This is a genomic window from Jeotgalibaca arthritidis, assembly GCF_011100465.1.
Taxonomy (GTDB): domain Bacteria; phylum Bacillota; class Bacilli; order Lactobacillales; family Aerococcaceae; genus Jeotgalibaca; species Jeotgalibaca arthritidis.
Genome location: NZ_CP049740.1, coordinates 606,074 through 628,037, shown reverse-complemented (window position 1 = coordinate 628,037; position 21,964 = coordinate 606,074). Strand labels below are relative to the sequence as shown.

The window sequence follows — 21,964 nt, the reverse complement described above, 5'->3', positions numbered from 1 at the left end:
GTGTGATTGAAAATGCTGAGAGTAGCGATTATTGGATTGGGAACTGTCTCGACAGTTCACTATAATGGCATTAAAACAAGTAAAAATGGTCAATTAGTTGCAGTCTGTGATATCGACGAAACGCGTCAGTTTGTTTATGAGGATGTCCCTTTTTACAATGATGTTGAAAAAATGTTAGAACAAGAAGACATTGATGTGGCTCATATTTGCTTGCCTCATTATCTTCACCATGAGGTATCGAAAATTTGTTTAGAGAATGGTGTTCATGTATTCCAAGAGAAGCCATTATCGATTGACTATCAAGAAGGTGCTAAAACAAAAGAACTCGCTGAGACTCATAAGGCTAAAATTGGGATCTGTTTCCAAAACCGTTATAACGATAGCGTTATCGAATTGAAACGTATTTTAAAGGAAGAAGATACATCGTGGATTACGGCCATAAAAGGATTGGTAGCTTGGAATCGTCCAGAAGTTTATTACCGCGCCCAACCTTGGCGAGGGAAATGGGCAGAAGCAGGTGCAGGGACCATTATCAATCAAGCCATCCATACCTTGGATTTGATTCAATGGTTTGGTGGGGACTTGCGTTTTTGTAAAGCTAGCCTGTCTAATATTACGAATATGGCGATTGAAGTGGAAGATACAGCAGTTGCGAACTTTACCTTTGATAATGGGACGACGGCCTTTTATATGTCGACCAATGCCTATGCCATTAATTCAAGTGTTGAATTAGAAGTGGTTACTCAAAAGGCAACTTATGTTATTAAAGAGAATAAGTTATTCAAGTTTGATAAAGATGGTAATGTAACAAAATTGGCAGAAGACGAAAAAGTTCAAGGCACAAAATTCTACTATGGTGCTAGCCATGCAACAGCGATTCAGCGTTTCTATGATGCAGTTGAAAATGATACAGATGATTATATTTCTGTTGCAGATGCTTTGCCGTCAATGCTAATGATTGATGCTATGAAGCAATCGTCACAATCAAACCAATCACTCGATGTTTCAGAGATTATTAATCACTAATTAATTGGAGGAAGATATAAATGGCAGCAAAAGACGGTATGAATTATGCACCGAAAGGGAAAATCAATAAAGTAGTTGAAGCAGGAGAATTTATTGTTGCTGTAACAGCATTGGATCACGGTCATATTAATGGCATGACCAATGGCTTGTTGGAAGCTGGTGCAACCATTAAGTATGTCTATGATCCAGATCCAGAAAAACTAGCGAACTACCAAGAATCATTCCCAGATATTCCAGCAGCAGAATCATTAGAACAAATTCTAGAAGATCCAGAAGTGCAATTAGTTGCGGCTGCAGCTGTTCCTAATCTACGTAGCGCATTAGGAAATCAAGTTCTTCGTGCAGGAAAAGATTACTTTACGGATAAAACAGGCTTCACTACCTTAGAACAATTAGAAGAGACAAAACGTGTTGTTGCTGAAACAGGACGTAAATATTGGGTATACTTCAGCGAACGTTTGCACGTTGAAGGAGCTGTCTTCGCTGGTCAATTGATTGAAGAAGGTAAAATTGGTGAGGTTGTTCAAATTACAGGATTTGGGCCGCACCGTTTAGATAAGGCTAAACGACCAGATTGGTTCTTTAAGAAAGAGCAATACGGTGGTATTCTAGCAGATATTGGTAGCCACCAAATTGAGCAATTCTTATATTACACAGGAAATAAAGATGCTAAAGTTCTACATAGTAAAGTTGGTAACTATGCTAACCCATCAACTCCTGAACTAGAAGACTATGGCGATGCAACCTTAGTAGGTGAAAATGGCGCAACCTTTATTTTTAAAGTAGACTGGTTTACACCAGATGGCTTGTCGACATGGGGAGATGGCCGTACCTTTATTACAGGGACAGAAGGAACCATTGAAATCCGTAAGTATATTAACGTCGCAACAGAAGAGACAGGCGATCACGTTTTCCTTGTAACAAAAGAAGGCGAAGAGCACCATCAAGTAACAGGGAAAGTAGGTTTCCCATTCTTTGGTGAAATGATTTTAGATATTATTAATGGAACTGAAGATGCCATGACACAAGAGCATATTTTTAAAGCACAAGAACTGTGTCTAAAAGCACAAGCTGAAGCGATTGTTGTATCGCCTTAATCAACTAAATTGACTAACATCGGATATAGGCTATTCTTGCCTAGTATCCGATGTTTTTTATTATTTCAATGAAACTTGCGGTCTTTCAGTCAATAATATAGCTTCATTTCGAAATTGGATTTTGCTTTCAGTCAAAACTATATTAGAATAGTAGTAGTAAAAACAGGAGGTTAAAGACATGAGAAAAGTCTATTACTTAAACGATGACTGGAAGTTTTCTAAAACAGTGCTAGAACAACCATCTGTTTTTCCAGAAGAGTGGGAAGATATTACCATTCCCCACACTTGGAATAACATTGACGGACAAGACGGTGGTAGTGATTATCACCGCGGCCAGTGTTACTATGCTAAGGATTTAGGCTATCCCGTTGTGAATGAAGGCGACCGCATCTACCTTGAATTTGAAGGTGTTGCAAGTGCTGCTGAAGTTTATTTAAATCATAAACAATTGATTCGTCATGAGGGAGGCTATTCAACCTTTAGAGTGGATGTAACGGGTCATTTAAATAAAGACAGTGCCAATTTATTAGTTGTGATGGCAGATAACTCACATCAAGATCATATTTATCCGCAAACAGCAGACTTTACATTTTACGGAGGGATTTACCGTGATGTGAAGTGTGTCGTTGTTTCAGAGAGTCATTTTAATATGGATTATTTGGGAGCAAGTGGTTTGTCTGTTTCATCTAAGATAGAAGGCGACCATGCTTGGGTAACTGCTAAAACGTTTGTAACTAATGCTCAGCCAACTGATTTAGTTGCGGTAACTATTTATGACGAAGACGACCAAGTGGTTGCTGAGTCTTACGTAAACGCTGAGGAAGAAGTGGCACATGAGCTGTTCGTTCACCAAGCGCATTTGTGGCAAGGGGTAGACGACCCATACTTATACCGCGTTATTGCTAGTTTGGTTCGCCATAATGAAGTGATTGATGAAGTGTCGTGCCTATTAGGAATTCGTGAATTTCACGTGGATCCACAAAAAGGCTTCTTCTTAAATGGCAAGTCAATGCCGCTTCGTGGTGTTTCTCGCCATCAAGATAAATTAGGGCTAGGGAATGCCTTAACAGAAGCAGATCATTGGGAAGATGCTATGTTAATTAAAGAGATTGGTGCTAATACCGTTCGGTTAGCTCACTACCAACATAGTCAAGCATTCTATGACATCTGTGATATTTTAGGATTTGTTGTTTGGGCTGAGATTCCATTTATTTCCGCTATGAATCCAGAACCGGCAGCTCATGAAAATGCTATGTCTCAAATGAAAGAATTAATTGTTCAAAACTACAATCACCCATCGATTTGTTTCTGGGGTATTTCCAATGAAATTACCATCAGTGGGGACGAAGCAAGTGCTGTTTCCAACTTACGTGAGTTAAATGACTTGTGCCATCAATTGGATGACAGTCGTTTAACAACGATGGCACAAGTTGCTATGCTATCAATGGAGAGCGAGCACAATCAAATTACCGACATCGTTGCTTACAATCACTATTTTGGTTGGTACTTTGGAGAAGTAGAAGAAAATGATCAATGGTTCGATAAGTTCCATCAAGCTTATCCAGACCGTGCGATTGGGATTTCAGAGTATGGTTGTGAAGCGAATATTACCATCCATACAGACACACCAGGTCGTGGTGACTATTCAGAAGAGTATCAAGCTATTTATCATGAGCATTTAGCGCAAATGATCGAAGATCGACCATGGTTATGGGCAACTCATAACTGGAATATGTTTGACTTTGGAGCAGATAATCGTGACGAAGGTGGCGTTCTAGGCCGTAACAATAAAGGTCTTGTTACCTTAGACCGTAAAATTAAAAAAGATGCCTTCTATGTTTATAAGGCATTTTGGAGTGATGAGCCATTCGTTCATATTGCTGGCAGACGCTATACCGACCGTCCTTATGACAAATTGACTGTGAAAGTATATAGTAACTTACCATCGGTGACTTTGTATGCCAATGGAAAAGAAATTGCTAGTCAAAAGGGCGAAAAAATCTTTGTTTTTGAAAATGTATCTTTAGATGAAGGAACGACTCACTTTACAGCAGTAGCTGGTAATCAGGTTGATTCCGTTTCCTTTAAACAAGTAACAGAAGCTAATCCTCATTATGTTTTAGCAGATGCTGTTGACATGAGTGGGGTTCAAAACTGGTTTGACGATATTCGAACAGACCAAGTTCAAAAAGATATTGATCCAACTGCCTATTCGGTAGGTGATACCATTGCCGCAATTCTTGAGAATGATCAAGCAGCGGATGTTGTTGTGGATGCAGCACGCGCTATTACCAAGGCACTCTTGAAAAAAGGCTCTATTGCTATGATGAAAGACCGCCGAGTAGACGAGTTACTTCGTAGCCTAACACCTGAAGTGACGGATGCGATGTTGATTCATTTGAATAGCCAACTCCAAGAAATTAAAAAATAATCACTAAGAGCCGAGGAGGTATTAAACATCCTCGGCTCTATTTTATGCCTTCTTTTTTTGCTATACTTAATGAAATTAATAAAAACAAGGGTGAAACTTATGCGAACACTAATTATTGTTTCTCATCCCACTTTATCTGATTCTCATGCCCAACAATTTTTACGGGAAAGTTTACCAGATGAAGGTGTGAGATGGCACCATTTAGAACATGACTATCCTGATGGTCAGATAGATAAAGACCGTGAGCAAGCACTCCTTGCTGACTATGACCGCATTATTTTCCAATTTCCACTCTATTGGTATAGTTCGCCGCCACTATTAAAACAATGGCAAGACGAGGTTTTGACAGATGGGTTTGCTTATGGCAAACATGGTAGCCAGTTGAAAGGGAAAGAATTTGGACTGGTGATGACAACAGGTGTTAACGAACGGGAATACCAAGCTGGAGGACGAGAAGGCTTTACTATATCGGAATTAACGAGACCTTTTCAAGCTATTGCCCGTAAATGTGAGATGGTTTATTTACCGTCATTATTGATTGCGCGTTTTGATTACTTATCAGATGCTGACCGTAAAGAGTTACTGATTCGTTATCGCCAATATTTAACTATGTCTGCGAATCCTTCTCTTCTTAACCAAGAAGAGTGGTTTAAGTTAGAGCTAGAAACACTCGGTAAGTTTCAACAAACAGATGAAACTAAAGCGACGATTGATTTGTTAATCGAGCAAATGGGGAATAACCGTGACCACTTAGATGATTTGTTATTTACCTTAGAAGAGTTAGGGGAGTGGTAAGGTGGAACAGAAAGAATGGATGCTAAGCCAAATAAAAGACTTGCAGCAAAAAAGTACGGACTATCGTCAGATTGCTTTGTTTCAAGCATTTGAAAAACTCATCCAAGAGCAATATAAACGCATGGAGCAAGCGCAAGGTGAAATTGATGGCCGAATGTGGAGTCCAAATAAGTGGGGGTAATGATGACAACTAAAGAAAAGGAAAGTCTATGTCAATCGATCTTTTTAATTATAGCAGTGGTCTTTAAACGTTATGGCGGCTATTTGCTAGGTGAATATGAGACTAGCTTATTTATTTTTATCGCCTTAATCGGATTTTACGTGATTCATCTTGCATTTGTAAAACTTGCCAAAGATTATCCGCAGAGGGACAACTGGGAAGAGAATTTTAATCTCGTGACGTTATTAGGATTTGGACTAGCCGTATTTATTTTGCAACTGATTAATGCAGCTAATATTTTGCTGATTACCGTAGTTGGTATTATTTTAATCTTAATCAATGTCTTAATTAAGTCGAAGCGCCGGGCAGCTAAAAATAATATGAATCAAAAAGACGAGTGAGAATAGTCTCACTCGTCTTTTTTTTGATTAAATTATATAGTCGTAAATGTAGTCATCCATAACAAAGTCATTGCCAATCGGTGAAACAACGGCATCAACTTGTTTAAAGCCTACTTTTTCGTAGAAGGCGATAGAAGATGGATTGTCTTTATTGACGGTTAGACGCAATTTAGATTTTTTAGCATCTGTTGCTTGTTGAATTAACTTTTTCATCAACTGGTAAGCATAGCCATTGCCTCTTGCACGCTTTAATAAATAAAGCTTACTGATGAATAGTGTGTCTTCCTGCCACTCAAGTGCCACATAACCAATCTCATCTTGGTCAACTTCTACTATATAATAAGTTGATTTATTTTCAGCAATGTCAGCAATAATCCGTTCAGTGGATTGGAAGGTCTTGAGCATATAAGCGACTTGTTCCTGTCCTAAGATAGGCAAGTAGTGCTCATTCCAAATGATTTCAGCTAGGTGAGCGACATCTTCTGCTTGTAAGGTATCTCGAACAGCAACCAATGTAACCTCAGTCATCTTACACCAACTTTACAAGGAAGTATTTTTTCTTACCACGGCGCACAATAATAAAGCGTTGATCAAATGAATGCTCACGTGTCATCACAAAATCTAAGTCAGTCACTTTTTCACCATTAATTGAAATAGCGCCATTTTGAACATCTTCGCGTGATTGACGGCGAGATGGTTCAATCCCCAAATCAACCAGCCAAGTCACTAGCTCTTGTTCCGTTAAATTTGATTCGAAAGTCGGCATATTTTTAAATCCTTGTTCAATCTCGTCAGCAGATAATTGAGCAACATTACCAGTAAAGAGAGCATCGGTAATTTTTAGAGCATCTTCTAGTGCTTTTTCACCATGAACAAAGGTTGTCATTTCAGCAGCCAATGTTTTTTGAGCTTGACGTTTATGGGGTTCTGTTTGAACACTTTCTTCTAAAGCTGAAATCTCTTCTTGAGAAAGGAAGGTAAAGAATTTTAAGTATTTAACGACATCGCGGTCATCTTGGTTAACCCAGAATTGGTAAAATTCGTAAGGCGTTGTTTGTTCGGGATCTAACCAAACAGAGCCGCCAGCTGTTTTACCAAATTTTGTACCGTCTGCTTTTAGCATCAATGGAATGGTTAGACCAAACGCTTTTGCCTCTGCACCTTCTTTTTTACGGATGAGTTCGAGACCAGCTGTAATATTTCCCCATTGATCCGCACCACCGATTTGTAGTTGAACATCTAATTGACGATATAGATGTAAGAAGTCCATCGATTGTAGAATTTGGTATGAGAACTCAGTAAATGAAATTCCCGTTTCCAAACGGCTAGCAACAATATCCTTTGCAAGCATGGTGTTAATATTGAAGTTTTTACCAAAGTCACGCAAGAAATCAAGTAGAGAAAGTTGCTTTGTCCAGTCCAAGTTATTAACGAGACGGATTTCAGAATCTGTTTCTCCAGCACGGAATAACTTTTTCATTTGTTGGGTAATTTTTTCAGCATTGTAAGCAACCGTTTCTTCTGATTGAAGGGTACGTTCTTCCGATTTCCCACTTGGATCACCAATTGAGCCTGTTGCGCCACCGATTAAAATAACCGGTTTGTGACCAGCTAATTGGAATCGTTTCAGCAGCATAAAAGGAATTAAGTGTCCCACATGCATACTTGAACCAGTCGCATCAATCCCGCAGTATAGTCCAATATTCTTTTCATTTAATAACTCGCGTAAGCCGTCTTCGTCTGTTTGTTGGTTGATGGCATCCCGCCACTGTAGTTCGTCAATAATATTAACCTTTTCCATATGAACACTCCTCTTTTAAAATAAAAAAAGCCCTGACAAAGCATAGCTCTGCCAGGGACGATTAATTACCGTGTTACCACCCAAATTGTTTCATAAAAATGAAACCACTCTAACATGTAACGTATGTTAACCGCTCATAACAAGTAGCTCCAGAATTGTAATTCAAAATAAGGGTGTACCGGTTCCCACCATTGCCGGCTCTCTCTTCATACAAAATCCTTATTCCTACTGTATTCCTTCAAAGCTTTTATCTGTGTTTTATTCTTGAAATCAGTATAGTCATGACTATAAAAAATGTCAATCTTCTTTTTAAAATACTTATGTAACAGACTGATTGAAACATTTGTCGGTAATCATTACATTTATGTTACAAAGGAACTACAAGTCATCGAAAAATGGTTTTTCACAAAGAAACTATGCTATGATTTCATCGTTAGGGAAAATCATAACGTTTTTCTAAAGAAACCGATAAGTAAATTCTAAATATATAATTGTATAATCACATAAACCTACTGGAGGAAATGACTTGAAGAAGAAACTTGCCACTTTAATTTTAACGAGTTCGCTGTTATCTGCAACATTTGTAGCGCCATATGCTGTATCTGCTGATGAGTTAACTGAAAAAATTCAACAACAAGAAGAAAAAGTCAATGAACTATCAGGCCGTGTCGAGTCTGCTGAAGCTGTATTAGCTGAGGTACAAGCAGAAATCGCTGCTGCAGAAAACCGTGCTGTTGAATTATTAGCGCAACGTGTTGACACAAATGAAAAAATTGATTTATTAGAAGAAGAAATTGCACAACTACAGGTTGTGATTGATCAACGTGAAGACCAATTGAAAGAACAAGCTCGTTCTGTTCAAATTAATGGGTCTAACACTAACTACATGAATTTTATTTTTGCATCAGAGTCTTTAACAGACTTAATTGCTCGTGTCGACGTTGTAACAACAATGGTTTCAGCTAATAAAAGCTTAGTTGAACAACAAGTTCAAGACCAACAAGCTGTTGAAAACAAAAAAGTTGAGACAGAAGAAAAATTAAACGAGATTATTTCAATGACTTATGAACTTGAAGAATTAAAAGGTCAATTAGAAGTTAAAAATATTGAACAAGAAAGTGCAGTGGCAGCACTTAACGCTGAGAAAGCATCTGCTGAAGAAGATCGTTTAGCGTTTATCGCTGAAAAAGAAGAAGCTGACCGTCGTGCTGCTGAAGAAGCAGAACGTCAACGTATTGCTGAAGAGGCAGCTATTGCTGCAGCAGAAGAAGAAGCACTAAGAGTTGAACAAGAAGCTGCTCAAACAGTTATTGCCGTAACAAATAATCGTGAAACAGTGACTGCAGCAACGCAAACAACAACTAATAACACGACAACTAATACAACAAATAACAGCCCTGCTATTTCAACACCAGTGATTGAAGAAAAAGTAGAAGTTATCATTGAAGAAAAATCAGCACCATCATTACCAGCACCATCTGGTGATGTTATCGGTGTGGCATACAAATACCTAGGTGTACCATATGTATATGGTGGTAAAACACCAAGTGGTTTCGACTGTTCAGGTTTTACGGCTTATGTTTTCCGTGAAGCATACGGTATTGAAATCGGAGGTTGGACTGGCTCACAACAATACGCAGGAAGTCAAATTTCTGTTAGTCAATCACAAGCAGGAGATCTATTGTTCTGGGGACCTAAAGGTAGTCCTTACCACGTAGCAATTTCATTAGGAAATGGTCAATATATCCATGCTCCTTCCGAAGGTGGCGTTGTTGAAGTAAACAGTACACGATACTTTACGCCAAGCTTTGCAGTACGTGTTGCAAGATAATATAAACAAAAAGTTGAAATGACTGGGACGAATGTTCCAGTCATTTTTATTTGGAAAATGTCCACATGCTTACCTCTTTTGTGGTAAAATAGGGCGTATATGCAGGTTTTGTGAAAACAAATTTAAAACTTGCCACTTCTAAGGAGGCACTCATTCGTGTTTAAAGAAAAAGAAACATTTTATATTACAACGCCCATCTATTACCCAAGTGGTCAATTACATATCGGAAATACCTATACAACAGTTGCTTGTGATGTGATGGCACGTTATAAACGTCAACAAGGGTTTGATGTTCGTTATTTAACAGGAACAGATGAGCATGGACAAAAAATTGAGAAAAAAGCTGAAGAGATGGGAATTAGCCCTAAAGAATACGTTGACGGTATGGCTGAAGATATTCAAAACCTTTGGAAGCAACTTGAAATTTCCAACGATCAATTTATCCGGACAACAGATCAACATCATATCGAAGCGGTTCAAGCTATTTTTGAACGCTTAATCGAACAAGGCGATATTTACTTAGGTGAATATGAAGGTTGGTATTCAGTGTCAGACGAAGAATACTTTACAGAAACACAATTAGCAGAAGTATACCGTGATGAAAATGGTAAAGTTATTGGTGGAATTGCACCAAGTGGTCACGAAGTAGAACTTGTTAAAGAAGAATCTTACTTCTTTCGTATGAGCAAATATGCTGATCGTTTGCTAAAATATTATGAAGAGTATCCGGAATTTATTCAACCAGAATCGCGTAAAAATGAAATGGTGAATAACTTTATTAAACCAGGATTGGAAGACTTAGCTGTTTCACGGACAACCTTTTCATGGGGTGTACCAGTGAAAAGTAATCCAAAACACGTTATTTATGTTTGGATTGATGCCTTAGCAAACTATATTACGGCTCTAGGTTACGGTTCAGAAGATACAGCCTTATTTGAAAAATACTGGCCAGCTAATATCCATATGGTTGGGAAAGAAATTGTTCGTTTCCATACGATATATTGGCCAATCCTATTGATGGCATTAGATTTACCACTTCCAAAACAAGTATTTGGTCATGGCTGGCTGCAAATGAAAGACGGAAAAATGTCTAAATCAAAAGGGAACGTCGTTTATCCAGGTATGTTAGTCGAACGTTATGGCTTAGATGCTTTACGTTACTACTTGATGCGTGAAATCAGTTTCGGTAGTGATGGTGTCTTCACACCAGAAGATTACATTAACCGTATTAATTATGATTTAGCTAATGACTTAGGTAACTTGTTAAACCGTACTGTTGCGATGATTAACAAATACTTTGGTGGTGAAATTCCAGTTGGAACTGACCAAAACACTGCTTTCGATGCAGATTTAGAAGCAACAGCGAAAGAGGTCGTTGCTAAGTATGAAGACGAGATGGACCACATGCAATTTAGTTTGGCACTCGCTGAAGTATGGCGTTTGATTTCTCGAGCAAATAAATATATCGATGAAACAGAACCGTGGATCTTAATTAAAGACGAAACGAGAAAAGAAGAATTGGCTAGTGTCATGGTTCATTTGGCCGAAGTGTTGCGTATGACAGCAATCTTACTATCACCATTTATGACTCATGCACCAGTTAGTATCTTCGAGCAATTAGGATTAGACTTCCAACAAGACGGCAGCTGGGACAAATTAACGTTTGGACAATTCCCACAAGGAACAACGGTTGTTAAAAAAGGACAACCAATCTTCCCACGTTTAGATGCGGAAGAAGAAGTAGCTTATTTGAAAGAGCAAATTTCGCCTACAACAGAAACAGAAGACGTTGCTAGCAATGAATGGGATCCCAATGAAACCGAATTGGTTAGCGAAAAAGATAAGCAAATCAAATATGAAGACTTTGATAAAGTTGAATTAAAAGTGGCTGAAGTCATTGATTGCCAAAAAGTAGAAGGCGCAGATAAATTATTGAAATTCCGCCTAGATGCTGGCGATAAGGGACACCGCCAAATTTTATCAGGTATTGCAGAATGGTATGCTGATCCTGCTTTCTTTATTGGTAAAAAAGTAGTGATTGTTGCTAACTTGAAACCACGTAAAATGCGCGGCGAAGTTAGCCAAGGTATGATTCTTTCAGCTGAAAAAGATGGGCAATTACAAGTTGTTTTTGCACCGGAAACAGCAGAAAATGGTTCGATAGTAGCATAATGAATGAGAAAAGGCTGGGGCGAGTCCCTAGCCTTTTCTTTATGGGTGTCTTATTTTGAAAGCTGAAGTCTACCTTTTAATGCAAAATTTCTGAAAAAACTATTAAAATAATCAGCCAGCAAGGTATTTTGTTTAGAAAACAAGTATAATAGGAAAGAAGATCAATGAGAGAGGAAGATGAATCCTGTGCTATTTGATACACATTGTCATTTGAATGTTGACGCATTTGAAGAAGACGTTGAAGAGACGATTGAGCGTGCCAAGGAACTTGGTGTTAGCAAATTTGCAGTCGTTGGATTCGATACTGAAACCATAAAAAAATCACTGGAATTGAGCCAAGCTCATCCTGAAATATATAGTATTATTGGCTGGCATCCAACTGAGGCAGGTTCCTATAGTCCAGAAATTCAAGAAAGTTTAATCCAACTGTTAGGCCAAGATAAGGTTGTGGCGATGGGAGAAATGGGCTTGGATTACTATTGGAACACCTCACCAAAAGAAGTACAAGAGAAAGTATTCCGCCAACAAATTCAAATCGCTAAAGACTTAAAATTACCGATTTCGATTCATATGAGAGACGCCATTGAAGATACTTATCGTATTTTAAAAGAAGAAGATGTATCATCAATCGGTGGAATTATGCATAGTTATAGTGGCGATGTTGATGACATGAAACGCTTTTTAGATTTAGGTATGCATATTTCTTTAAGCGGTGTTGTTACCTTTAAAAAAGCAGTAGAGGTGCATGAAGTAGCCAAAGCAGTGCCCTTAGACCGCTTATTAATTGAAACGGATGCGCCATATTTAGCACCAGTTCCTTATCGTGGGAAACGAAATGAACCAGGCTATGTGAGATATGTGGCAGAACGCGTTGCTGAGCTGAGAGAGATAGATTTTGAAGAGCTAGCAAACGTGACGATGACGAATGCTAAGCGTTTATTTAGATTGGAAGATATATGAGAATAAAAGAAATTATTGTCGTTGAAGGTCGTGACGACACAAAAAAAATAAAGATGGCTGTTGATGCGGATACTATTGAAACAAATGGATCAGCTATTAATGAGACCGTCCTAAAAGAAATTGAAAAAGCACATGCTCTTAGAGGGGTTATTGTATTAACAGATCCTGATTTTCCAGGAGGGAAGATACGGGAAACTATTATTCAGCGTATCCCAACTGTTAAGCATGCCTTTGTGCGCAAAGAGGACTGTCAATCACCGAAAGGCGGTAGTTTAGGGATTGAGCACGCGAGTCCTGAAATCATTCAAGCAGCTCTCAAAAATGTTCAGACCCCTTATTTTGAAACGAAAGCAGATCAACTTGATTCCTTTTGTTTAGCACTAGGATTGATTGGCCAGCCTGGCTCTGCAGAATTAAGAAAACAATTAAGCGATCTATTGGGAATCGGTTATGCCAATGGTAAGCAGTTTGTTAAACGGATCCGAATGTTTCAAATTTCAGAAGAAGATATACTAACGACAATGGCTGAAAATGGAATTCCAATTCCAAAGGCTGTTCAAGAGGAGATGGCATAGATGGGAACAAATAAACAAAAAGATATTGCAACACCAACAAGAACGAATCAAATTTTAAAAAAATATGGCTTAACCATGAAAAAAAGTTTAGGTCAAAACTTTTTAATTGAACCAAGTATTTTAACAAATATGCTTGAAGCGGCTGATATCGATAAAGATACATGTGTGATTGAGATTGGACCAGGTATTGGTGCCTTAACAGAACGTTTAGCACGAGCTGCCAAAAAGGTCGTTGCTTTTGAAGTTGATGAGCGCTTGAAACCAATTTTGAAAACAGAGTTAGCAGACTATGACAATATCACTGTCATTTTCCAAGATATTTTACAAGCAAATGTAAGAGACATTATTGCAGAGCATTTTGAAGAAGGAGACCGTATTGTAGTAGCAGCCAACTTGCCTTACTATATTACGACGCCGATTATTATGAACTTTATCGAGGCTAATTTGCCTATCGATACCTTTGTTATGATGATGCAAAAAGAAGTGGCTCAGCGTATGACTGCGCAACCAAGCTCTAAAAACTATGGTTCACTAACGATTGCCATTGATTATTATACAGAAGCAGAGATTGCTACTATCGTACCGAGAAGAGTTTTCGTTCCACAACCAAACGTGGATTCAGCAGTCTTAAAACTATCAAGACGTGATGAAGTGAAAGTAGCTGTTGAAGATGAGAAATTGTTCTTCCAGTTAACGAGAGGATCCTTCCAACAACGTCGTAAAACATTGTGGAATAACTTGTTGAGTTTGTTTGGGAAAACAGACGACATAAAGGACATGTTAACAGCTAGTTTAGAAGCAGCTGGTATTGAAGCTAGTCGCCGTGCCGAAACACTGTCTATAGAAGAATTTGCCAACTTAGCTAATCAAATAACAGCCTACCGTATGAACCATTAAAAAATACTCATCCCATGAAAAAAAGGATTTATTTAACTTGCATCTGATTATCTCCTGTGATATACTTGAAAATTTTGTTATATTGTGCTACAATATATAGCAGTGAGGTGAAGGGCATGCCAAATAGTTTGATGGAAATCAAGGAAGAGCTTGACAATCGTATCGGTAAAAGAGTGTTGTTGACGGCCCAAGCGGGAAGAAAGCGTAAAATTGAACGAAAAGGTATTTTACGTGAAACTTATCATTCTGTTTTCGTTGTCGATTTAGATCAAGAAGAGAATGCTTTTAAACGTGTTTCATACAGTTATGCAGATGTTTTGACATCATCGGTAGAAATCTCATTTTACGATGAGGATTCTAGAGAGTACGCATAATCTCGCTTTTATTTAAAGATAATGAAAAAGAGGATCTCCTAGCTAGGAGATCTTTTTTTGTCTATTATGAAAAGAAATAATTTTTCCCATTTAAAAGGCCAAGCTTTTTCTTTAAATATTGGCTTAATTCATGTACTATTGAGTAATAAAGGGGGAAGTGAGATGGAGTGGATAGAACGAGCGCCAGCGAAAATAAATTTAACGCTTGATGTCTTATACAAGCGAGAAGACGGCTATCATGAATTAGAAATGATTATGTCATCGGTTGATCTTGCTGACCATTTAACATTCACTTCTTTAGAAGAAGATACGATTGAAGTCTACACCAATAAAGCCTTTCTACCAGTTGATAAACGCAACCATGTTTATCAAGCGATTAAACTCGTCAAAGACCGCTATCACATTAAAGCGGGCATTAAAGTTGAGATTGAAAAGAAAATACCTGTTGCAGCTGGCTTAGGTGGTGGTAGCACAGATGCTGCGGCTACTCTACGCGCACTCAACCATATTTGGCAGTTAGGGCTTTCAGTAGAAGAATTGATTGAATTAGGGATGAAAATTGGTACAGATGTACCTTATTCGATTGTAGGTGGAACAGCCTTTGTATCGGGTAGTGGTGAGAAAGTGAGACCAATTAGAGACTTGCCTCCTTGTTGGGTGATTTTAGCTAAACCGAGAATTAGCGTATCAACACGAACCGTTTTTAGATCTTTAGACATTGAAAAAGTTGACTATACACCAAAGTCAAAAGAAGTAGAGGCAGCGATTGAATCTGGTGATTATCAAAAGATGGCGCAACATTTGAGTAATGCACTTGAAGCAGTCACCTTTGATCGTTATCCACAACTCAGCCAACTGAAAGATCGGATGCTACGTTACGGCTTGGACGGAGCGACAATGAGTGGCAGTGGCCCCACTATTATTGGCTTTAGTCAAAATTATTCACGAGTGAAGCGAGTTTATAATAGTTTGCGAGGTTTTTGTGAAGAAGTTTATATTTGCCGTATTATTAAATAGCAATAAAAAGAAGTTGGAATACTATTCCAACTTCTTTTGTTTTTTATTGACAATGTGTTATGAATAGATTTTCATGTGTTGACCAGACATTATAGCCTTTAAAACAAACTGTTCTTTCTTTTATTTAAAAACCAAAATGTCAATTAAGTGATATTAAAAAAAAGGGTCAGTTATAGTTGACTTAACAAAGTAAGCTATGATAAAGTTTTCTTCGTGGTTAAATAGGAATGATTACGATTTAAAAAAAGAGGTGTCGATAATGAGACGATTAAATAAGATAAGAACAAGTATTGTAGCGTTGTTAGCAACAGTAGTCTTAGCAAGTTGCCAATCTAGCAATCAGGCTAGTCCATCTAGTGAGGAAGGATTATCGGTTGTAACAACATTTTACCCTGTCTATGAATTTACTAAGCAAGTTGTTGGAGAAAATGGTACAATAATGAATCTACTATCAGCAGGACAAGATTCACATAGCTACGAACCAACGCCAAAAGAGTTAGCACAGATTTCTGAAGCGGATGTCTTTGTTTATAGCAGCGATTATATGGAAACGTGGGTGCCCGATGTTCTAGCAACATTAACTGATAGTGATGTCCTCGTCATTGAGGCAACAGCCGGTATGGATTTATTTGAGAACGAAGATGACCATGACCATGAAGCAGATGACCATGATCACGATCATGACCATAGTCATGCAGTGGACCCCCATGTTTGGTTAGATCCTGTATTAGCGCAAGATATGGTTGCGCATATCGCAGAAGAGATTTCAGCTATTGATCCAGAACAAGCAACTAGCTACCAAGAAAATACTCAAGCATATATGGAAGAATTACAACAATTGGATGCTGATTACCAAGCAGCATTTGAAGGGGCAGAGCACCGTATTTTTGTCGTTCAGCACGCGGCATTTGGTTACTTAGCAAGACGCTATCAATTAGAAGAAATGCCCATTTCATCTTTAACATCTGATCAAGAAGTCAGTCCAAGTAAAATGGCTGAAATTGGTCGTTTTATCAATGAAAATGATATCAAAGCCATTTATTATCAAGATTCAGCGAGCTCAAAAGTTGCTGAAACATTAGCTGCTGAAACTGCTGTTTCATTAGAACAGTTAAGTGCGATTGAAGGTATTACAACAGTAGACCTTGAAGCAGGCGCAAATTATATGAGTGTGATGCGCGATAATTTAGAGGCATTACAGAAAACCATTCACTAAAAAGAGAAAGGAGCGTTATCTTGGATTATATTAATGTCGATCATTTATCATTTTCTTATGATGGTGAACCCGTTCTAGAGGATATTAGTTTTTCTGTTGAAGCCGGTGAATTTGTTATTTTAACGGGTGAGAATGGTGCAGCGAAATCAACTTTATTAAAAAGTATTTTAGGCTTGCTACATCCACAAAAAGGAACTGCAACAGTATCGAAAACAAATATTCGTGGTGAGAAATTGATGGTAGGCTATGCGCCACAACAAATTTCATCATTCAATATTGGCTTCCCAAGCAAGGTATTAGAATTTGTTGAGTCTGGCCGCTATCAAAATAATCGTTGGTTTAAAAAACTAGACGAAGAAGATCATGAGCATGTCAGAAAATCCCTTGAATCAGTAGGAATGTGGGAAATGCGTAATAAAAAAATTGGTGAGTTGTCAGGAGGGCAAAAGCAACGGATTGCCCTTGCACGTATTTTTGCAACTGATCCTGATTTATTTGTTCTTGATGAGCCAACGACTGGTATGGATAAGGAGTCGCGCGAACGTTTTTATGGACTTCTTCGTCATAATTCACAGATCCATAATAAAGCTATTATTATGGTAACCCATGAACACGAAGATATTAAGGCTTACATGGACCGTCAAATTAAGCTTGTCAGAAAGGAGAATTCGCCGTGGAGATGTTTTTCTATGGATTCATGCAAAGAGCATTCCAAGCATCAACATTAATTGGGATTATTGCACCGATATTGGGTCTAACGCTCATTTTACGTCGTCAATCCTTGATGGCAGATACCCTTTCTCATGTTTCACTGGCGGGAATTGCCTTAGGTATTCTAATTGGCGTTAACCCAACGATTACAACTATTTTTATCGTTATTCTAGTAGCGATTGGCATTGAGTATTTAAGGGGCGTCTTTAGAGGCTATTCTGAAATTTCGGTTGCTATTTTAATGTCAACTGGTATGGCAGTGGCGCTAGTCTTAATGAGTTTTGTTTCTGGCCGACAAACGGCTAATATCGAACAGTTCTTATTCGGGTCGATTGTAACCATTGATCAGAGTCAAATTACAACCTTATTTATGCTAACTTTAGTGATTGTCGGACTTTACTATATCTTTAGAAAGCCATTATATGTTTTATTATTTGATGAAGATACAGCCTTAACAGCAGGATTGCCTGTTCGGTGGATGTCATTATTTATTTCTATTTTAACGGGTGTTGCCATTAGTGTGATTATGCCAATCACCGGTTCCTTACTCGTATCAGCTATTTTAGTCTTGCCGGCAGCCATCGCCATGCGATTGGTTAACAGCTTCAAGATGGTAATCTGGACAGGAATTGCGATTAGTTTAATCGGTATGTATGGCGGTTTATTTGCGTCATATGAATTCGGAACGCCACCTGGTGCGACAATCACCTTAATGTTTGTCTTTTTATTTATAGTGGTTAGTATTTTTAAATCCCTTCAAAAACCAAAAAAAGCAAATTAAAATCAGAAAAACAAAGCAAGAGCAGAACATTGCTCTTGCTTTTGTTTATAAAAGTGAAACAAATGCGAACGTTAGGAAATAAAAACTTTCTTTTTGTTGGGAGAACCGCTATAATAATCTTAGTTAACTTAAAGGAGAATGCACCTGTGAAAATAAAACGTAGTGATCGACTTGTGGATATGACACATTATTTGTTAAACCATCCTCATACTTTGATTTCTTTAACTTACTTTGCACAAAAATATAAATCAGCTAAATCATCAATTAGTGAAGACTTAACAATTATCAAACGGACATTTGAAACGAATGGTTTCGGAATCATCGAAACACTTCCGGGAGCAGCCGGTGGCGTTCGTTTTACACCGTCTATACCTTGGGACGAAGCAAAAGACTATATCAATCACTTATGTGATTACATGACGTCTAAAGAGCGCTTGTTGCCAGGCGGCTATGTTTACTTGTCAGATATATTAGGCGATCCAGAAGTTCTGCAACAGATTGGTCGTATTATTGCTGCTAAGTATAAGGACCAAAATGTAACGGCTGTAATGACCGTTGCTACAAAAGGGGTACCGATTGCTCAAGCGGTAGCCAACTATTTGAATGTGCCATTTGTGATTGTTAGACGTGATTCAAAAATCACAGAAGGCTCGACAGTCAGCATTAATTATGTGTCTGGTTCATCGGATCGTATTGAAAAAATGGAATTATCTAAACGCAGCTTGCCAAGTGGCTCTCGTGTGCTGATTGTCGACGACTTTATGAAAGGCGGCGGAACCGTTAACGGGATGCGCAGCATGATTGAAGAGTTTGATTCAGAAACAGTAGGTGTAACTGTCTTTGCTGAAGCAGCCTACACAGATAATAAAGAAACTGATGATTACGTATCATTGATTCGTGTGAACGAAATCGATTTGCGTAATCGCGCTATGAAAGTTGGCTTAGGAAGTTATTTTGACGAATAAGTTACAAACCCTGTACATGTGTACGGGGTTTTTTCTTTTTAAGTCAATTATTATTGTACAGAGCCAAAATAATATGAGAAAATAAGGAAAATTAGATAGTCAAGCCCTTACAAAAGTTGATTGTTCGCTTTTTTTCGGGTACGATGTTTGATGTGTGATTCAGATAAATGAAGGAGAAAGTTATATGACGAAACGTTATGCAATTGTTCTTGCAGCTGGTCAAGGGACCAGAATGAAAAGTAAACTTTATAAAGTACTTCACCAAGTTTGTGGGAAGGCAATGGTTGAACATGTGATTGACCAAGTTGAACAAGCAGGAGTCGACAAAGTCGTTACCATCGTTGGTCACGGCGCTGAAGCTGTTAAAGAAACAGTGGGCAATCGTTCTGACTATGTTCTACAAGCAGAACAACTTGGAACAGGCCATGCTGTGTTGCAAGCTAAACCAGCAATTGGCAACGAAAAAGGAACAACATTGGTTATTTGTGGTGATACACCGCTTCTAACTGCTGAAACCTTACAAAAACTAGTTGACCATCACGAAGCACAACAAGCAAAAGCAACCGTACTATCAGCTCATGCAGAAAATCCATTTGGCTATGGCCGAGTGATTCGTAATGCGGACCAACTTGTTGAAAAGATTGTGGAACAAAAAGATTCAAGCGAAGAAGAAGCAAAAGTACAAGAGATCAACACAGGGACTTATGTTTTTGATAATGAGGCTCTTTTCCAGGCGCTTGCTCAAGTTAAAAACGAAAATGCACAAGGTGAATATTATTTACCAGATGTGATTGAAATTATCAAAGCCCAAGGCGATATTGTTTCAGCCTATCAAATGGCTGATATGGCAGAAGCGCTTGGCGTTAATGACCGTGTGGCATTAGCAGAAGCAGCGACTTTAATGAAGAATCGTATTAACGAAAAACATATGCGTAACGGTGTGACAATAATTGATCCCAATAATACTTATATTGAATCAGAAGTTGTGATTGGTTCGGATACCATTGTTGAAGCAGGTGTCTCATTAAAGGGGCAAACCGTTATTGGCCAAGAATGCTTTATTGGTGCACATTCAGAAATTGTTGACTCAACCATTGGTAACTTTGTTAAAGTTACGAGCTCAATGATTGAGCAATCACAAATGGCAGATTACAGTAATATAGGGCCTTACAGCCATATTCGTCCAAACTCGACAATCGGTGAAGCGGTTCATATTGGTAACTTTGTTGAAGTGAAAAACGCAGTTGTCGGTAAAGATACTAAAGTTGGTCATTTAACTTATGTAGGCGATGCTGATTTAGGCGAAAATATTAACGTTGGCTGTGGCACGGTTTTTGTTAACTACGATGGTGCAAAAAAACATCGTTCGACAATCGGTGACAACTCATTTATTGGTTGCAACGTGAATATTATCGCACCAGTTGATGTGGCTAAAAATGCCTTTTTAGCGGCTGGTTCAACCATTACGAAAGACGTTCCAGAAGGAGCACTTGGTATTGCGAGAAGTCGTCAAGAAAACAAAAAAGGTTACTGGGGAAAACTACCGGCTTCAAATAATCAAAAAGGATAGTTGTATTATTTTTAGAAAAGCTTATTATTATAAGTGAAGGGTATTTTCAAAAAAAGAATGAATGGTTAGCGGAGGCAGATATGATAACAGAACAGTATAAAGACCCAAAATTGAAGATTTTTTCTTTGAGTTCCAATTTACCATTGGCTGAAAAAATCGCAAAAGAAGTAGGCGTGGAATTAGGCGTAGTATCTTCAACACAATTTAGTGATGGAGAAGTCAAAATCAACATCGATGAAAGTATTCGTGGGGCACATGTGTACATTATTCAATCAACAAGTTACCCAGTTAACGACCATTTGATGGAGCTATTGATTATGATCGATGCATTGAGACGTGCAAGTGCAAAAACAATTAACGTGGTATTACCATACTATGGTTATGCACGTCAGGATCGTAAAGCACAATCACGTGAGCCAATTACAGCGAAACTAGTTGCGAACATGATTACGATGGCTGGAGCGGATCGTGTGTTAGCATTAGACTTACACGCACCACAAATCCAAGGGTTCTTTGATATGCCGGTTGACCACTTACTAGGATCACCATTATTAGCAAACTATTTCTTAGACAATGATAAGTTAAATTCTGACGATGTTGTTGTTGTATCACCTGATCATGGTGGTGTGACACGCGCACGTAAGTTAGCAGAATTCATCCATGCACCAATCGCTATTATCGATAAACGTCGTCCTAAAGCGAACGTTGCAGAAGTGATGAACATCATCGGAGATGTTAAAGGTAAAAAATGTATCTTGATTGATGACATGATTGATACTGCTGGTACGATTACACTTGCTGCTCAAGCTTTACAAGATGCAGGTGCAGTTGAAGTATACGCGTGCTGTACGCATGCTGTTTTATCAGGACCTGCTATGGATCGTTTAGAAAATTCTGTTATTAAAGAAGTTATTGTGACAGATTCAATTAATCTGCCAGAAGAAAAAATGACACCTAAACTGGTTCAAGTTTCAGTTGCACAATTAATTGCAGAAGCAATCAAACGTATCCACGAAAACCGTTCTGTTAGTCCACTATTCCAAGAAAAATTCAGAATGCTAGATTAATATACAAAATAAAGCCAGCAAGATGTTGAAAAACATCCTGCCGGCTTTATTTTTTTGTGTTGATGTAAGATACAGCACTATTTATGAGCTGTATCGACAAAATGGCTCGAGCAAATA

At 38.3% G+C, this 21,964-nt stretch carries 21 protein-coding genes and 1 other annotated feature; of the genes, 19 read left to right on the top strand and 2 right to left on the bottom strand.

Going from position 1 to position 21,964, the window contains the following annotated elements:
• Positions 1-12: 12 nt before the first annotated feature.
• The 6 genes from G7057_RS03175 (at position 13) to G7057_RS03150 (ending at position 5,910) form a co-directional block, all read left to right on the top strand.
• Positions 13-1,026 carry a Gfo/Idh/MocA family protein gene (locus G7057_RS03175; protein ID WP_166164027.1) on the top strand — a complete coding sequence of 338 codons (1,014 nt, stop codon included), beginning with the start codon at positions 13-15 and terminating at the stop codon, positions 1,024-1,026.
• 20 nt (positions 1,027-1,046) lie between these two features.
• Positions 1,047-2,123 (top strand): Gfo/Idh/MocA family protein, encoded by a 1,077-nt coding sequence (locus tag G7057_RS03170; RefSeq protein WP_166161271.1) that lies wholly within the window; start codon positions 1,047-1,049, stop codon positions 2,121-2,123.
• 178 nt (positions 2,124-2,301) lie between these two features.
• Entirely contained in the window at positions 2,302-4,554 is a 2,253-nt protein-coding gene (locus tag G7057_RS03165; protein WP_166161269.1) for a glycoside hydrolase family 2 protein, read from the top strand.
• 99 nt (positions 4,555-4,653) lie between these two features.
• A complete protein-coding gene (locus tag G7057_RS03160) occupies positions 4,654-5,349 on the top strand; it encodes an NAD(P)H-dependent oxidoreductase (RefSeq protein WP_166161267.1) in 696 nt (231 codons plus the stop codon).
• Position 5,350: 1 nt separating this feature from the next.
• Positions 5,351-5,530 carry a hypothetical protein gene (locus G7057_RS03155; RefSeq protein ID WP_076768453.1) on the top strand — a complete coding sequence of 60 codons (180 nt, stop codon included), beginning with the start codon at positions 5,351-5,353 and terminating at the stop codon, positions 5,528-5,530.
• A 2-nt stretch (positions 5,531-5,532) separates the two neighbouring features.
• Positions 5,533-5,910, top strand: coding sequence for a hypothetical protein (locus G7057_RS03150; RefSeq protein ID WP_166161265.1), 378 nt, complete (start codon positions 5,533-5,535; stop codon positions 5,908-5,910).
• A 27-nt stretch (positions 5,911-5,937) separates the two neighbouring features.
• Here the strand turns inward: G7057_RS03150 and G7057_RS03145 are convergent, their stop codons facing one another.
• Both G7057_RS03145 and tyrS read right to left on the bottom strand, forming a co-directional pair.
• Complete coding sequence (locus tag G7057_RS03145; protein ID WP_166161263.1) at positions 5,938-6,438, bottom strand: GNAT family N-acetyltransferase; 501 nt, start codon at positions 6,436-6,438, stop codon at positions 5,938-5,940.
• A gap of 1 nt (position 6,439) precedes the next feature.
• Positions 6,440-7,711 (bottom strand): tyrosine--tRNA ligase, encoded by a 1,272-nt coding sequence (gene tyrS, locus G7057_RS03140; RefSeq protein WP_166161261.1) that lies wholly within the window; start codon positions 7,709-7,711, stop codon positions 6,440-6,442.
• A gap of 50 nt (positions 7,712-7,761) precedes the next feature.
• Positions 7,762-7,962, bottom strand: a binding site (T-box leader).
• 275 nt (positions 7,963-8,237) lie between these two features.
• Here tyrS and G7057_RS03135 point away from each other — a divergent pair.
• The 13 genes from G7057_RS03135 to G7057_RS03075 all read left to right on the top strand — a co-directional run bounded on the left by G7057_RS03135 (position 8,238) and on the right by G7057_RS03075 (position 21,847).
• Positions 8,238-9,542 carry a C40 family peptidase gene (locus G7057_RS03135; RefSeq protein WP_166161259.1) on the top strand — a complete coding sequence of 435 codons (1,305 nt, stop codon included), beginning with the start codon at positions 8,238-8,240 and terminating at the stop codon, positions 9,540-9,542.
• A gap of 156 nt (positions 9,543-9,698) precedes the next feature.
• Positions 9,699-11,714 (top strand): methionine--tRNA ligase, encoded by a 2,016-nt coding sequence (gene metG / locus G7057_RS03130; protein WP_166161257.1) that lies wholly within the window; start codon positions 9,699-9,701, stop codon positions 11,712-11,714.
• Between the two features lie 186 nt (positions 11,715-11,900).
• On the top strand, positions 11,901-12,674 hold the full coding sequence (locus G7057_RS03125; protein WP_166161255.1) for a TatD family hydrolase: 774 nt from the start codon (positions 11,901-11,903) through the stop codon (positions 12,672-12,674).
• Positions 12,671-13,249, top strand: coding sequence for a ribonuclease M5 (gene rnmV, locus G7057_RS03120; RefSeq protein WP_166161253.1), 579 nt, complete (start codon positions 12,671-12,673; stop codon positions 13,247-13,249). The genes G7057_RS03125 and rnmV overlap by 4 nt, the downstream gene beginning before the upstream one ends.
• Complete coding sequence (gene rsmA / locus G7057_RS03115; RefSeq protein ID WP_166161251.1) at positions 13,250-14,146, top strand: 16S rRNA (adenine(1518)-N(6)/adenine(1519)-N(6))-dimethyltransferase RsmA; 897 nt, start codon at positions 13,250-13,252, stop codon at positions 14,144-14,146.
• A 116-nt stretch (positions 14,147-14,262) separates the two neighbouring features.
• Positions 14,263-14,520 (top strand): Veg family protein, encoded by a 258-nt coding sequence (locus tag G7057_RS03110; protein WP_076768461.1) that lies wholly within the window; start codon positions 14,263-14,265, stop codon positions 14,518-14,520.
• A 162-nt stretch (positions 14,521-14,682) separates the two neighbouring features.
• Entirely contained in the window at positions 14,683-15,537 is an 855-nt protein-coding gene (gene ispE, locus G7057_RS03105) for a 4-(cytidine 5'-diphospho)-2-C-methyl-D-erythritol kinase (RefSeq protein ID WP_166161249.1), read from the top strand.
• Between the two features lie 259 nt (positions 15,538-15,796).
• The gene (locus G7057_RS03100; RefSeq protein ID WP_166161247.1) at positions 15,797-16,753 is read left to right on the top strand and encodes a metal ABC transporter solute-binding protein, Zn/Mn family; all 957 of its coding nucleotides are present in this window, start codon (positions 15,797-15,799) and stop codon (positions 16,751-16,753) included.
• A gap of 20 nt (positions 16,754-16,773) precedes the next feature.
• Positions 16,774-17,481: a metal ABC transporter ATP-binding protein gene (locus G7057_RS03095; protein ID WP_166161245.1), complete on the top strand. Its 708-nt coding sequence runs from the start codon at positions 16,774-16,776 to the stop codon at positions 17,479-17,481.
• Positions 17,427-18,245, top strand: a complete 819-nt coding sequence (locus tag G7057_RS03090; protein ID WP_227004637.1) for a metal ABC transporter permease — start codon at positions 17,427-17,429, stop codon at positions 18,243-18,245. The genes G7057_RS03095 and G7057_RS03090 overlap by 55 nt, the downstream gene beginning before the upstream one ends.
• Positions 18,246-18,391: 146 nt before the next feature.
• Positions 18,392-19,210, top strand: a complete 819-nt coding sequence (purR, locus tag G7057_RS03085) for a pur operon repressor (RefSeq protein ID WP_166161243.1) — start codon at positions 18,392-18,394, stop codon at positions 19,208-19,210.
• Between the two features lie 184 nt (positions 19,211-19,394).
• Complete coding sequence (gene glmU / locus G7057_RS03080) at positions 19,395-20,780, top strand: bifunctional UDP-N-acetylglucosamine diphosphorylase/glucosamine-1-phosphate N-acetyltransferase GlmU (RefSeq protein ID WP_166161241.1); 1,386 nt, start codon at positions 19,395-19,397, stop codon at positions 20,778-20,780.
• Between the two features lie 83 nt (positions 20,781-20,863).
• Positions 20,864-21,847, top strand: a complete 984-nt coding sequence (locus tag G7057_RS03075) for a ribose-phosphate diphosphokinase (RefSeq protein WP_319592859.1) — start codon at positions 20,864-20,866, stop codon at positions 21,845-21,847.
• Positions 21,848-21,964: the final 117 nt, after the last annotated feature.